Consider the following 13,083-nt stretch of genomic DNA (forward strand, 5'->3'; position numbering starts at 1 on the left):
GCCCCTCGGGCGGCCTCCTGGCGGCGGCGCGCAGGCGCCACCGCGTCCACGCCTGCCGCGCCACCATCGGCGTGGCGCGGCGCATTGCCTCCGCTTCCGGACATCGCACATGAACGCATCTTCTTCCGGCCTGCCGGCGCTGCCGTCGCGGCGCCGCTTCGTCACCGGGCTGGCGCTGGGCGCCGCCGCCGGCCTCGCCGGGCTGCCGCTGCGCGGCGCCCAGGCCAGCGCGCTGGCGCGCAACGGCGCCGCCCCCTACGTGCTGCACGGCACCGACCTGGACCTGCGCATCGGCAGCACCCGGGTCAACTTCACCGGGCGCGAGCGCCCCGCCATCGCCGTCAACGGCAGCGTGCCGGCGCCGATCCTGCGCTGGCGCGAAGGCGACACCGTGACCATCCGCGTGGCCAACCACCTGCCCGGCCACACCCAGACCTCGGTGCACTGGCACGGCCTGCTGTTGCCGGCCAACATGGACGGCGTGCCCGGCATGAGCTTCGACGGCATCTATCCCGGCGAGACCTACCAGTACCGCTTCGCCCTGCGCCAGTCCGGCACCTACTGGTACCACAGCCATTCGCTGCACCAGGAGCAGGCCGGGCTGTACGGCGCGATCGTGATCGACCCGCGCGAGCCGCCGCCGTACCGCTACGACCGCGAGCACCTGCTGCTGCTGTCGGACTGGACCGACCTGGACCCGGCGGCGCTGTTCCGGCGGCTGAAGCAGATGCCGTCCTACGACAACCTGTACCAGCGCACCGTCGGCGATTTCCTGCGCGACGCGCGCGAGGACGGATTGCGCGCCACCCTCGCCGACCGCGGCATGTGGGGGCGCATGCGCATGACCCCCAGCGACCTGTCCGACGTCAACGGCAACACCTACACCTACCTGCTCAACGGCATGACCCCGGCCGGCAACTGGACCGGGCTGTTCCGTCCCGGCGAGAAGGTGCTGCTGCGCTTCATCAACGCCTCCAGCATGAGCTACTTCGACGTGCGCATCCCCGGGCTGAAGATGACCGTGGTCGCCGCCGACGGCCAGTACGTGCATCCGGTGAGCGTGGACGAGTTCCGCATCGCCGCGGCCGAGACCTACGACGTGCTGGTCGAACCCAGCGGCCAGGACGCCTACACGGTGTTCGCCCAGGACATGGGCCGCACCGGCCACGCGCGCGGCACCCTGGCGGTGCGCGACGGGCTGCAGGCGCCGGTGCCGGCGCAGGATCCGCGCCCGCTGCTGCGCATGCAGGACATGGGCCACGCGATGGGCGAACACGCCGGCATGGGCCACGCCGCGGGCACGGCCATGCACGGCATGGAAGGCGGCTGCGGGGCGAACATGCACATGGCCGCCATGCCCGGCATGGACCACGCCGCGCACGCGACGGCCGGCGCTGCCGCCACACCTGCGCATCCGCGCAGCGAACGCGGCAATCCCCTGGTGGACATGCAGTCCTCCGCCACTGCGCCACGCCTGGACGACCCGGGCATCGGCCTGCGCGACAACGGCCGCCGCGTGCTGACCTACGCCGACCTGCACAGCCTGTTCGAGGACCCGGACGGACGCGAGCCGGGGCGCGAGATCCAGCTGCACCTGACCGGCAACATGGAGAAGTTCGCCTGGTCGTTCGACGGCATTCCCTTCGCCAGCGCCGAGCCGCTGCGGCTCAACTACGGCGAGCGCCTGCGCATCGTGCTGGTCAACGACACGATGATGCAGCACCCGATCCACCTGCACGGCATGTGGAGCGACGTGGAGGACGCGGCCGGCCGCTTCCAGGTGCGCAAGCACACCGTGGACATGCCGCCGGGCACGCGCCGCAGCTATCGCGTGCGCGCCGACGCGCTGGGGCGCTGGGCCTACCACTGCCACCTGCTCTACCACATGGACGGCGGCATGATGCGCGAAGTGCGGGTGGACGCATGAGCCGCGCCCGCTTCGCTCCGCTCGCCCAGGCGCTCGGCCTGGCGTTGCTGTCCGCGCATGCGGTGGTGCATGCGCAGCCTGTCCCCGCTGCCGACGCCGACGCATCCGCCGCGCGCTGCGCCTGCCCGGCCTCCGCTGCCCCCATGCCCATGCCGGACAACAGGGTAGCCGCGCAGCCCGTCACGGCGATGCACGGCACCCTGGACCACGCCGCGATGGGGCATGCCGCACCCGTGCCGACCATGCACGGCACACCTCCCACGCAGACCGCGGCAGGGACCGCCGACGCCATGTCGCACGGACACATGGACCACGCCCCGCTGGACCACGCGGCCGCACCGACGTCGCAGGCCGATCACGGCGAACACGCGCACGCCGCGCACGACGGCATGGGCCATGCGATGCCGTCGGCGCCCACGCCGGCGGCGGCCGCATGCCGGTGCCCCGGGAACGCCGACACGGCGCTGCCGCGCGAGCCGATCCCGCCGATCACCTCCGCCGACCGTGCGGCGGCATTCCCGGTGCTGCGCGAGCACGGCATGGCACACGGCGCGTCGCGTACCGGCTACCTGCTGGTCGATCGCCTGGAGGGCTGGGACAACGCCCACGGCAGCGGCCAGGCCTGGGAAGCGCGCGGCTGGTACGGCGGCGACATCGATCGGCTGTGGCTGCGCAGCGACGGCGAACGCGAGGGCGGCCGCACCACCGCGTCCACGCTGGAACTGGCCTATGGCCGCGCGATCTCGCCGTGGTGGGATGTGCTGGTCGGCGGCAAGCAGGCGTTCGCACCGGGACGCGCACGAACCTCGGCGGCGTTCGGCGTGCAGGGCATGGCGCCGTACAAGTTCGAGGTCTCGGCCATGCTGTACGTCGGCGAAGGCGGCCATGCCAGCCTGCACCTGGAAGGCGAGTACGACGTGCTGCTGACCAATCGCCTGATCCTGCAGCCTCGGCTGGAGGCGGAACTGGCCGCGCGCGACGATCCGGCGCACCGCACCGGCAGCGGCCTGACCGCAGTGGAGGGCGGGCTGCGCCTGCGCTACGAGGTCACTCGCCGCTTCGCACCCTACGTCGGCGTGGACCACGTCCGTAACTTCGGCGGCACCGCCGACGCGCGCCGCGCCGCCGGCGAGGCGGTACGCGAAACGCGCTGGGTCGCGGGCCTGCGGTTCTGGTTCTGAGCCGCGGGCGAACGGCAGCGCGAAGGATGTGCCGCCGCGCTTCCAGGCACTGCACACGGACGTCGTCATCTGTAGGAGTGGCTTCAGCCGCGACAGGCATCCCCGGGAAAGCCCGTCGCGGCTGAAGCCGCTCCTACAGGCAGGGCGCGCGCCTGCGAAAGTACAAGGCGGCGCCGCCGCAGCCGCTGTGCGCCGCTACCGGCTTACGCCTGCAGCGCCGCCACCTCGCGTCGTGGCGGCCGCAGCGCGCCCAGAGTGGTCACCAGTTCGCGATAGCTGCGCGCCAGCTGCGCGAACAGCCCCGCGTCGCTGGCCCGGGTCTCGGCGACTTCGGCATAGGCGCCGCGGCCGAGGTCGATGAAGTAGTCCACGCTGACCCGGCGCCGCGCCGCCACGCCGGGAAACAGCCCAGCGATCAGCAGGCAGCCGTCGCCGACCTCGCGCAAGGCGTCGGCGCGCGCGCGTCCGACCTGGTCCTGCGCATGCAGCCAGGCCAGCGCCTGGATGCGCGCCAGCAACTGCGCGTCGCGCTGGTAGCGCAGCAGCACGAACACCAGATAGTGCTCGCGCGATTCGTCCAGCGGCCGGCCCAGGCGCTGCCCGGCCTCGTGCACCAACGCCTGCCACAGCTCGGCCGGCGCCCCCTGTCTGAAAGACTCGTACATGCGTCCTCCTGCGTCGTGGGAACCCTCGCCGAAATCTTATGCACGCGCCGTGCCGCTGCGTTGGCAGACCGACGGCGCGTCTGCCAACCGGCGGATCGGCACGGATCTCGCAGCGCGCCGACGGCTCTCCACATCGGCCGCTACGCCGCCGCCGTTAGAATTGCCGGCAACCACGTGCCGCGGCACCTCCCCCACGCGAGACCCCTCATGCCCACCACCTCGTTCGACCATCTGCCCGGCGTTTCCGCGCCGCCCGCCGAGACCACCGGCTTCGTGTTCAACCACACCATGTTGCGGGTGAAGGACATCGCCCGTTCGCTGGATTTCTACACACGCGTGCTCGGCTTCCGCCCGATCGACCACCGTGCGTTCCCCGAGGCGCAGTTCAGCCTGTACTTCCTGGCGCTGCTGCCGCCGACGGTGCCGGTGCCGGCGGACCCGGCGCAACGGCAGGTGTGGATGGCCGGCCTGCCCGGCGTGCTGGAACTGACCCACAACCACGGCAGCGAGCTGCAGGACGGACCGGTGTATCACGACGGCAACAGCGAGCCGCGCGGCTTCGGCCACCTGTGCGTGTCGGTACCGGACCTGCAAGCGGCCTGCGCGCGCTTCGAGGCGCTGCAGGTGCCGTTCCAGAAGCGCCTGAGCGACGGGCGCATGCGCAACATCGCCTTCATCAAGGACCCGGACGGCTACTGGGTGGAGATCATCTCCAACACCTCCAGCGACTGAGTGCCGTGCGCGGCGATGGCGGCGAACTGCGGCATTGCCGCGGTTGGTCCGCCATCGCCGCCTGTACGCCCAGGCCGCCGGCTTGCGGCATCTTGCATACCGCCGGGTTGCGCAGCCGCCCAGCCCGATTGCGGAGCGGGCAGACCAGACCGGCGACGCCGGAATGCTTCCGATCGCAGGCGGTGTCGATCACCAACGGATCGACCGTGTCGCGATCGCCCAGGCCGGCACGCGGCATCTTGACGTCGATCGCACACGCCTGGCCGTCCGGCAGAACCCCGATCCGCGCACCGCTGCCGGCGCGGCGGGTACGCCTTCGCACGCGCATGCGTGTGCCGCCCGCGCGCAGCGGCCGCGCCGCAAGCGGCGACGCCCCCAGCTGCACGGCGGCGGAAGTCGCCACAACGGCGCACTGCCTGCGCCTCGCACCGACATGACGGCCCGTGCACGCCGGCCGTCGCTGGCGCGCGCCGAACGCGCCTGGACGCGCTTACTCCACCGTCACCGACTTGGCCAGGTTGCGCGGCTTGTCCACGTCGGTGCCGCGCGCCAGCGCGGTGTGGTAGGCCAGCAACTGCACCGGCACGGTGTGCAGCACCGGGCTGAGCACGCCGGCGTGACGCGGCGTGCGGATCACGTGCACGCCCTCGGATTCGACGAAATTACTGTCCTGGTCGGCGAAGACGAACAGTTCGCCGCCGCGCGCGCGCACTTCCTGCATGTTCGACTTCACCTTCTCCAGCAAGGTGTCGTTGGGCGCGATCACCACCACCGGCATGGTGGCGTCGACCAGCGCCAGCGGGCCGTGCTTGAGCTCGCCGGCCGGATAGCCCTCGGCGTGGATGTAGGTGATCTCCTTGAGCTTGAGCGCGCCTTCCAGGGCGATCGGGTAGTGCAGGCCGCGGCCCAGGAACAGCGCATTGTGCTTGTCGGCGAAGCGCTCGGCCCACACCGCGATCTGCGGCTCCAGGTTGAGCACGTGCTGCACGCTGCCGGGCAGGTAGCGCAGTTGTTCCAGGTAGTCGGCCTCCTGCTCGGCGCTGAGCCGCCCGCGGCGCTTGGCCAGCACGCAGGTGAGCTGGAACAGCGCCGCCAGCTGGGTGGTGAAGGCCTTGGTCGAGGCCACCCCGACCTCGGCGCCGGCGCGGGTGTACAGCACCATCGCGCTGGCGCGCGGGATCGCGCTCTCGGGTACGTTGCAGATCGACAGGGTCTTGGCATGGCCCAGCGCCTTGGCGTACTTGAGCGCCTCCATCGTGTCCAGGGTTTCGCCGGACTGGGAGATGGTCACGATCAGCTGCCGCGGATTGGCGCAGGCGTCGCGGTAGCGGTACTCGCTGGCAATCTCCACGCTGCACGGCAGCCCGGCGATGCCCTCGATCCAGTAGCGCGCGGTCAGCCCGGCGTAGTAGCTGGTGCCGCAGGCCAGGATCTGCACCCCGTCCACGTCGGCCAGCAGCGCCTCGGCCTTGCTGCCGAACAGCGCAGTGTCGAACCCGCCGGCATCGAACAGCGCTTCCAGCGTGTCGGCCAGCGCGCGCGGCTGCTCGTGGATCTCCTTCTGCATGAAGTGGCGGTACGGGCCCAGTTCCAGCGAGGCCAGCGACACGTCGGACACGTGCGGCTCGCGCTGCACCGGCTGGTCCTGCGCGTCGTACACCTGCACGCCGTCGCGGCGCAGCTCGGCGGTATCGCCTTCCTCCAGGAAGATCACCCGGCGCGTGGCCTGGATCACCGCCGAGACGTCGGAGGCGATGAAGTTCTCGCCCTCGCCCAGGCCGATCAGCAGCGGACAGCCCATCCGCGCGCACACCAGCACGTCCGGACGCGCCTTGCTCACCGCGGCCACGGCGTAGGCGCCGGTCAGTTCCTTCACCGCCGCCTGCAGCGCGCCGAGCAGGTCGCGGCCCTGGGCGATGTAGTGGTGGATCAGATGGGCGATGACCTCGGTGTCGGTCTGCGACTCGAACACGTAGCCCAGCGCGGTCAGGCGCTCGCGCTGCTGTTCGTGGTTCTCGATGATGCCGTTGTGGACCAGGGCCAGGTCGCCGTGGCTGACGTGCGGGTGCGCGTTGGCCTCGGTGACGCCGCCATGGGTGGCCCAGCGGGTGTGGCCGATGCCCAGCGGCGCGTGCAGGCCCTCGGCCAGCGCGGCGCTTTCGGTCTCCGCCACGCGGCCGGTGCGGCGCACGCGGCGTACCTGGCCGTCGGCGATGGCGGCGATGCCGGCCGAGTCGTAGCCCCGGTATTCCAGGCGTTTCAGCCCTTCGATCAGGACCGGAACCACATCGCGATCCGCGATCGCACCGACGATACCGCACATAGCCACGCCCTTCGCCGAAAAGTCCGCCATTCTAGCCAAGTCCGCTGAATGTCTCGCCGCTGTCCGCTGCCGGACACGGTGTCCGCGAACGTGTCCGCGGACACCCGGACACCTGTCCGCGCCGGCCACTTCCATGCAATTCAATGGCTTGCAATTGGCACGCCGCGTGCTTTGGAGTTTCCGTCCTCACCGCTGCGACCCGACGATGATCCGTGACACCTCCGCCCAGGACCAGGTTCTCGCCCGCCCCCGCTCCGCGGCCTGGCGCCGCTGGCTGTGGCCCGGGCTGATCGCCGCACTGGTGCTGCTGGGCATCGCCTTCGCCGCCCGCGGCTGGATCGCCGGCAGCCGCTCGTTCGACGCGCAGCGCGTGCGCATCGCCACGGTGACCCGCGGCGACCTGGTCCGCGACATCTCCGCCGACGGCCGCCTGATCGCCGCCAACAGCCCCACCCTGTACGCCATCTCCGGCGGCACCGTGACCCTGAAGGTGGTCGCCGGCGACGTGGTCAAGCAGGGCCAGGAACTGGCCGAGATCGACAGCCCGGAGCTGCGCAGCAAGCTGGCCCAGGAAGAGGCCACCCTGGCCGGCCTGGAAGCGGAGGCCGGCCGCGCCGACCTGGACGCGACCCTGGCCCGTGCCAACGCCAGCAAGCTGATCGACCAGGCGCAGATCGAGCGCCAGGCCGCCAGCCGCGACCTGGAGCGCTACCAGCGCGGCTACGCCGGCGGCGCGGTGCCGCAGGTGGAGCTGGCCAAGGCCCAGGACACGCTGAAGAAGGCCGACATCGCGATGAGCCACGCGCAGAAGGATTCGGGCCTGCAGGCGCAGGGCGCGGCGCTGGACGCGCGCAACAAGCGCCTGCTCGCCGAGCGCCAGCGCGCGGTGGTGGCCGAGGTGCAGCGCCAGGTCGACCTGCTGACCCTGCGCTCGCCGTTCGATGGCCAGGTCGGCCAGGTGCAGGTCTCGCAGCACACCAACGTCGCCGCCAACGCGCCGGTGCTCAGCGTGGTCGACCTGTCCAAGTTCGAACTGGAGATCAAGGTGCCGGAAAGCTTCGCCCGCGACCTGGCGATCGGCATGCCGGCGCAGTTGACCAGCGGCGCCGGCGAACCGTTCGCCGGGGCGATCTCGGCGGTGTCGCCGGAAGTGGTCAACGGCGAGGTCACCGCGCGCATCCGCTTCACCGACAAGCAGCCGCCGGGCCTGCGCCAGAGCCAGCGCATGAGCGCGCGGGTGCTGCTGGACACCCGCAAGAACGTGCTCAAGCTCGAGCGCGGCCCGTTCGTCGAACAGTCCGGCGGCCGCTACGCCTACGTCATGGACGGCGACTCGGCGGTGCGCCGCCCGGTCGAACTGGGCGTCACCAGCCTGGGCGAAGTCGAAGTGCGCTCGGGCCTGCAGCCGGGCGACCGGGTGGTGGTCTCCGGCAGCGATCTGTTCGGCGATGCGCCGCAGGTCACGGTGCATTAGGAGCCGGGATTGGGGAATCGGGAATGGGGATGCGCAAGCCCCTCTCGTTTTCCTTTCCTGGCCACCGCTTTCGAATCCCGACATCCCCAATCCCCAATCCCCGCTCCACCACCACAGGAACTCATGCCATGCTCGAAATGCGCGCCGTCTCCAAGGTCTTCCGCACCGAACAGGTCGAGACGCATGCGTTGCGCTCGCTGGACCTGCATGTCCGCGAGGGCGAGTTCGTCGCCGTCACCGGGCCGTCAGGTTCGGGCAAGACCACCTTCCTCAACATCGCCGGGTTGCTGGAGACCTTCACCAGCGGCCAGTACCTGCTCGATGGCCAGGACGTCAGCAACCTCAACGACGATGCGCGCTCGCGCATGCGCAACCAGAAGATCGGCTTCATCTTCCAGGGCTTCAACCTGATTCCCGACCTCAACCTGTTCGACAACGTCGACGTGCCGCTGCGCTACCGCGGCATGGGCGCGGCCGAGCGCAAGCAGCGCATCGAGGAGGCGCTGAGCCGGGTCGGGCTGGGTTCGCGCATGAAGCACTATCCGTCCGAACTGTCCGGCGGCCAGCAGCAGCGCGCGGCGATCGCCCGCGCCCTGGCCGGCAGCCCGCGCCTGCTGCTGGCCGACGAACCGACCGGCAACCTCGACTCGCAGATGGCGCGCGGGGTGATGGAACTGCTGGAGGAGATCAACGCGCAGGGCTCGACCATCGTCATGGTCACCCACGACCCGGAACTGGCCGCGCGCGCCCAGCGCAACGTGCACATCGTCGACGGCCAGGCCACCGACCTGCAGCGCGAACCGGCGCTGGCGCAGGGCGCTGCGACGCTGCCGTCCGCCGCCGACGGCCGCTGAGACGGGCCCTGCCATGTCGCTGCCGTATGCCGTGGAACTGGGATTGAGTGGGATGCGCCGGCATCCGCGCACGGTGCTGCTCGCCGTGCTCACTCTCGCCCTGGGCCTGGCATCGGTGATGACGATGCTGACCCTGCAGGCGATGCTGTCCGCCGATCCGCTGCCCGGCCTCAGCCAGCAGCTGTACCTGGGCTGGGTGGACTCGCGGCAGATCGCCCGCCAGGACGACCCCGACGCGGGCGCGTCGCCGCCGGCGCTGTGGAAGCTGGACGATGCCACGGCCTTCATGGCCACGCTGCCGCAGGTGCGGCAGGCGGCGCTGACGCTGAGCACGTTCGACGTCAGCGACCAGGCAGGTACGCGCCACCAGCAGGTCTACGCGATCAGCGCGCTGGGACCGATGCCGGCGCTGTTCGGCCTGCCGCTGCGGTCCGGCCGCTACTGGACAGACGCGGAAGAACGCAACCGTGCGCCGGTGGCCATCATCAGTCACGCGCTCAGCCTGAAGCTGCTGGGTAGCGAGAACGGCGTCGGCCAGCAGATCCGGCTGGGCAATCATCTGTTCCAGGTCGTCGGCATCAGCGACGACTGGAAACCGCGCCCGGCCTTCTACTTCCTCAATGGGCCGGAAACGGCATGGCAGCAGAATCCGCTGGAGGTGTTCGTTCCGGCACGGGCGGCCCTGGACGCGGACGCCAAGCCGGCATTCGCCCAGGACTGCGACGACACCGGCCGCGCCGGCGTGCGCTTCAACGAACTCGACCTCGGCGCCTGCCGCTGGATGATGCTCTGGGCGCAGTTGTCCACCCCCATGCAGGTGAATGCCTACCGCGATGCGCTGTCCGCGTTCGCGCAAGCGCGCCATGCCGATGGCGTGTTCCAGCGCGCGCCGCAAGCAACCGTGTACGGCGTGGCCGACTGGCTTGCGCGCAACCGCGTGGTCCCGGACAGCGTGCGCCTGAACGTCTGGCTGGCGATCGCGCTGCTCGGGCTGTGCATCGTCAATGTCGCCGGCCTGCTGGCCGCACGTTTCCTGCGCCGCTCCGCCGAACTCGGCGTGCACCGGGTGCTGGGCGCCCCGCGCGCGGCGGTGTTCGTCCGCTGCCTGACCGAAGCCGGGGCGATCGGCCTGTTGGGCGGCGTGCTGGCATTGCCGGCCACGCTGTTCGGCCTGTGGATCGTGCGCATGCAGGCGCAGGACTACAGCGACCTGGCGCACTTCCAGCCCAGCCTGTTCCTGGCGATGGTGTTGCTGGCGATCGGCACCGGCCTGCTGGTGGGTCTGCTCCCGGCGTGGCGCGCAGCGTTGCTGCAACCGGCGCTGCAAGTGAAAAGCCTCTGAGGGCCTGCCGATGTCACTGCGCCCCTACCTCTCGCCCCTGCTGCGGCATCCGCTGATGCCGCTGCTGGTGATCGTGCAGACCATCCTGGCCTGCGCGATCCTGACCAACGTGCTGTTCCTGCTGTGGCAGAAGCTGGCACCGATGCTGATCCCGGACGGCATCGCCCACGATGAGGTGATCCTGGTCGACCAGGTGATCAATGGCCAAGGCGGCTGGAAAGCGCCGCAGATCCGCGTCGGTACCGACACGCTGCGACGCATCCCCGGGGTCACCGCGGTCTCGCCGACGATCGGCCTGCCGATGAGTTCCTCCATGATCATGGTCGGCCGCGTCGCCGGCCCTGCGGCGACCGAGCGCGTGAGCCTGCTGGTCGGCGACGACCTGATCGGTGCGCTGGGCCTGGACCTGGTGGCCGGACGCAACTTCAGCGCCGACGAAATGCGGGTCGGCGACCTGCCCGCCGCGACCGCGCCCGACCGTACCACCGCGGTCATCCTCACCCAGGCGCTGGCACAGCGGCTGTTCGGCTCGCGCCCGGCCCTGGGCGGGGTACTCACCGACGGACAGGCGAACGCGACCAGACGTTTCGTCGTGGTCGGCATCGTCCGCCACCTGCTGCGCTACCAGCTCGACGCGCTGGACGACGGCAAGGCCGAGTACACGATGCTGACGGCGGGCACGGTCACCGGGACGCCGATCCTGACCTACGCGGTGAGGACCGCGCCGGAGCGACGCGCGGCCGTGATGGCCGAGATCCCGCAGCGTCTGCAACACCTGTTCGGCGACGCGCTGCTGCGCGGGATCACGATCCGTGCGAACGACTACGAGTCCCAGCGCAACGAACGGCTCCAGCCGCGCCGCGCGGCAGTGTGGCTGTTCGGCACGGTCAGTGCGGTGGTCACCCTCATCACCCTGATCGGCATCGCCAGTCTCAGCGGCTTCTGGATCCAGCAGCGGACCCGGCAGATCGGCATACGCCGTGCCCTGGGCGCCAGCCGCGGCCAGATCCTGCGGCATTTCCTGCTGGAAAACCTGATGGTCATCGGCAGCGGCGTGGTCCTGGGCATGCCCTTGGCCTACATCGCCAATCTCTGGTTGATGCAGCACTACGAACTGTCGCGGCTGCCCGCCGCGTGCCTGCCGATCGGCTTGCTCTCCCTGTTGCTGCTCGGCCAATGCGCGGTGTTGTCGCCGGCGCGCCGCGCCGCCGCGATCCCGCCTGCCACCGCCACCCGCAGCGCCTGAGCCAAGGACCCCATGTTCCGTTACTACATCCAACTGGCAGTACGCAGCCTGCGCCGCAGCCCGGTGCTGACCGCGCTGATGGTGTTGTCCATCGCGGTGGGCATCGGCGCGGCGATGACCACGCTGACGGTGATGCGGCTGCTGTCCGGCGATCCGTTGCCCGGGCGCAGCCAGCAGATCTTCTTCGCGCAGCTCGATCCGCGCCCGGGCAACCGCGCCAACCAGAAGCCGTACGACAAGCTCGACTACCCCTCGGCCATGGACCTGTGGAACAGCGGGCGCGCCGATCGCCAGGCCATGGTCGCCGAGAGCCAGATCAAGGTGCACGCGCCGGACAGCGCCGCCGCGCCCTTCATGACCCAGTTGCTGATGACCCAGGCCGACTTCTTCCCGATGTTCCAGGTGCCGTTCGCCTACGGCAGCGGCTGGCGCGCACGCGACGACCAGGACCGGGCACGGGTGGCGGTGATCTCGTCCGATCTCAACGCCAAGCTGTTCGGCGGCCGCAACAGTGTCGGCCGCACGCTGCTGGTGCGCGGCACCGCGGTGCGCGTCGTCGGCGTGCTGGCGCCGTGGCGGCCGTCGCCGCTGTTCTACACGCTGGCCGGCGGCAGCTTCGCCCATGGCGACACCGCCAGTTTCTACGGACGGCCGCAGGACGTGTTCATGCCGCTGTCCAGCAGCCTGGAGGTCAACGACGGCCACATCCAGCCGTGGACCTGCTTCGGCAAGCCCGAGGCCACCCTGGACCTGCGCAGCGCCCCCTGCGTGTGGCTGCAGTTGTGGGTGCAGTTGGACACGCCGGCCAAGGTCGCCGACTACCGCCGGCTGCTGGCCGACTACGCCGCGCAGCAGCACGCGGCCGGACGCATCGGCCGCGCCGACACCGCGCGCCTGCTGTCGCTGCCGCAATGGCTGGACCACAACCGCGTGGTGCCGGGCGACGTGCGCCTGCAGAGCTGGCTGGCGCTGGCGTTCCTGGGCCTGTGCCTGTTCAACAGCGTCGGCCTGCTGCTGGCCAAGTTCCTGCGCCGCGGCGGCGAGATCGGCGTGCGCCGCGCGCTGGGCGCGTCGCGCCGCGCGATCTTCGCGCAGTGCCTGGCCGAGGCGGCGGTGATCGGGCTGGTCGGCGGCATCGGCGGCTGGCTGCTGACCCTGCTGGGCTTGTGGAGCGTGCGCCAGCAGCCGACCGCCTACGCCGATCTGGCGCATCTGGACCTGACCACCTTCGCCGGCACCTTCACGCTGGCGATCGCCTGCAGCCTCGCGGCCGGCCTGTTCCCCGCCCTGCGCGCCAGCCGCATCGCGCCAGCCCTGCAGTTGAAGAGCCTGTAACCGG

11 protein-coding genes are annotated in these 13,083 nt (G+C 70.9%); 8 read left to right on the forward strand and 3 right to left on the reverse strand.

Annotated elements, in window-relative coordinates:
- Window positions 1-109: 109 nt before the first annotated feature.
- Together NKJ47_RS18700 and NKJ47_RS18705 are read left to right on the forward strand one after the other, a co-directional pair.
- On the forward strand, window positions 110-1,927 hold the full coding sequence (locus tag NKJ47_RS18700; protein ID WP_254459235.1) for a copper resistance system multicopper oxidase: 1,818 nt from the start codon (window positions 110-112) through the stop codon (window positions 1,925-1,927).
- A complete protein-coding gene (locus NKJ47_RS18705; RefSeq protein ID WP_254459236.1) occupies window positions 1,924-3,108 on the forward strand; it encodes a copper resistance protein B in 1,185 nt (394 codons plus the stop codon). Before NKJ47_RS18700 ends, NKJ47_RS18705 begins: the two co-directional genes overlap by 4 nt.
- A 203-nt stretch (window positions 3,109-3,311) precedes the next feature.
- On the opposite strand, the gene NKJ47_RS18710 is transcribed toward NKJ47_RS18705, so the two are convergent.
- On the reverse strand, window positions 3,312-3,773 hold the full coding sequence (locus NKJ47_RS18710) for a hypothetical protein (protein WP_254459237.1): 462 nt from the start codon (window positions 3,771-3,773) through the stop codon (window positions 3,312-3,314).
- Window positions 3,774-3,980: 207 nt separating this feature from the next.
- Between NKJ47_RS18710 and gloA the strand changes: the two genes are divergently transcribed.
- Window positions 3,981-4,505: a lactoylglutathione lyase gene (gene gloA / locus NKJ47_RS18715; protein WP_254459238.1), complete on the forward strand. Its 525-nt coding sequence runs from the start codon at window positions 3,981-3,983 to the stop codon at window positions 4,503-4,505.
- Here gloA and NKJ47_RS18720 read toward each other — a convergent pair.
- Together NKJ47_RS18720 and glmS are read right to left on the reverse strand one after the other, a co-directional pair.
- Window positions 4,480-4,908, reverse strand: coding sequence for a hypothetical protein (locus tag NKJ47_RS18720; RefSeq protein ID WP_254459239.1), 429 nt, complete (start codon window positions 4,906-4,908; stop codon window positions 4,480-4,482). The genes gloA and NKJ47_RS18720 overlap by 26 nt on opposite strands.
- 87 nt (window positions 4,909-4,995) lie before the next feature.
- Window positions 4,996-6,828, reverse strand: coding sequence for a glutamine--fructose-6-phosphate transaminase (isomerizing) (glmS, locus tag NKJ47_RS18725; RefSeq protein ID WP_254461473.1), 1,833 nt, complete (start codon window positions 6,826-6,828; stop codon window positions 4,996-4,998).
- A 205-nt stretch (window positions 6,829-7,033) separates the two neighbouring features.
- Between glmS and NKJ47_RS18730 the strand changes: the two genes are divergently transcribed.
- The 5 genes from NKJ47_RS18730 to NKJ47_RS18750 all read left to right on the forward strand — a co-directional run bounded on the left by NKJ47_RS18730 (window position 7,034) and on the right by NKJ47_RS18750 (window position 13,079).
- On the forward strand, window positions 7,034-8,302 hold the full coding sequence (locus NKJ47_RS18730) for an efflux RND transporter periplasmic adaptor subunit (RefSeq protein WP_254459240.1): 1,269 nt from the start codon (window positions 7,034-7,036) through the stop codon (window positions 8,300-8,302).
- A gap of 128 nt (window positions 8,303-8,430) precedes the next feature.
- Window positions 8,431-9,156, forward strand: a complete 726-nt coding sequence (locus NKJ47_RS18735) for an ABC transporter ATP-binding protein (protein WP_254459241.1) — start codon at window positions 8,431-8,433, stop codon at window positions 9,154-9,156.
- A gap of 13 nt (window positions 9,157-9,169) precedes the next feature.
- Window positions 9,170-10,498, forward strand: a complete 1,329-nt coding sequence (locus NKJ47_RS18740) for an ABC transporter permease (RefSeq protein WP_254459242.1) — start codon at window positions 9,170-9,172, stop codon at window positions 10,496-10,498.
- Window positions 10,499-10,508: 10 nt separating this feature from the next.
- The gene (locus NKJ47_RS18745) at window positions 10,509-11,744 is read left to right on the forward strand and encodes an ABC transporter permease (RefSeq protein ID WP_254459243.1); all 1,236 of its coding nucleotides are present in this window, start codon (window positions 10,509-10,511) and stop codon (window positions 11,742-11,744) included.
- Between the two features lie 12 nt (window positions 11,745-11,756).
- Window positions 11,757-13,079 (forward strand): ABC transporter permease, encoded by a 1,323-nt coding sequence (locus tag NKJ47_RS18750; RefSeq protein ID WP_254459244.1) that lies wholly within the window; start codon window positions 11,757-11,759, stop codon window positions 13,077-13,079.
- Window positions 13,080-13,083 lie beyond the last annotated feature (4 nt).

This window comes from Xanthomonas sacchari, from assembly GCF_024266585.1.
GTDB classification, from domain to species: domain Bacteria; phylum Pseudomonadota; class Gammaproteobacteria; order Xanthomonadales; family Xanthomonadaceae; genus Xanthomonas_A; species Xanthomonas_A sacchari_C.

Excerpts from the sequence above, each read along its gene's own strand:
- NKJ47_RS18700 (WP_254459235.1), top strand. The coding sequence starts at position 110 with ATGAACGCATCTTCTTCCGGCCTGCCGGCGCTGCCGTCGCGGCGCCGC.
- NKJ47_RS18705 (WP_254459236.1), top strand. The coding sequence starts at position 1,924 with ATGAGCCGCGCCCGCTTCGCTCCGCTCGCCCAGGCGCTCGGCCTGGCG.
- NKJ47_RS18710 (WP_254459237.1), bottom strand. The coding sequence starts at position 3,773 with ATGTACGAGTCTTTCAGACAGGGGGCGCCGGCCGAGCTGTGGCAGGCG.
- gloA (WP_254459238.1), top strand. The coding sequence starts at position 3,981 with ATGCCCACCACCTCGTTCGACCATCTGCCCGGCGTTTCCGCGCCGCCC.
- glmS (WP_254461473.1), bottom strand. The coding sequence starts at position 6,828 with ATGTGCGGTATCGTCGGTGCGATCGCGGATCGCGATGTGGTTCCGGTC.
- NKJ47_RS18730 (WP_254459240.1), top strand. The coding sequence starts at position 7,034 with ATGATCCGTGACACCTCCGCCCAGGACCAGGTTCTCGCCCGCCCCCGC.
- NKJ47_RS18735 (WP_254459241.1), top strand. The coding sequence starts at position 8,431 with ATGCTCGAAATGCGCGCCGTCTCCAAGGTCTTCCGCACCGAACAGGTC.
- NKJ47_RS18740 (WP_254459242.1), top strand. The coding sequence starts at position 9,170 with ATGTCGCTGCCGTATGCCGTGGAACTGGGATTGAGTGGGATGCGCCGG.
- NKJ47_RS18745 (WP_254459243.1), top strand. The coding sequence starts at position 10,509 with ATGTCACTGCGCCCCTACCTCTCGCCCCTGCTGCGGCATCCGCTGATG.
- NKJ47_RS18750 (WP_254459244.1), top strand. The coding sequence starts at position 11,757 with ATGTTCCGTTACTACATCCAACTGGCAGTACGCAGCCTGCGCCGCAGC.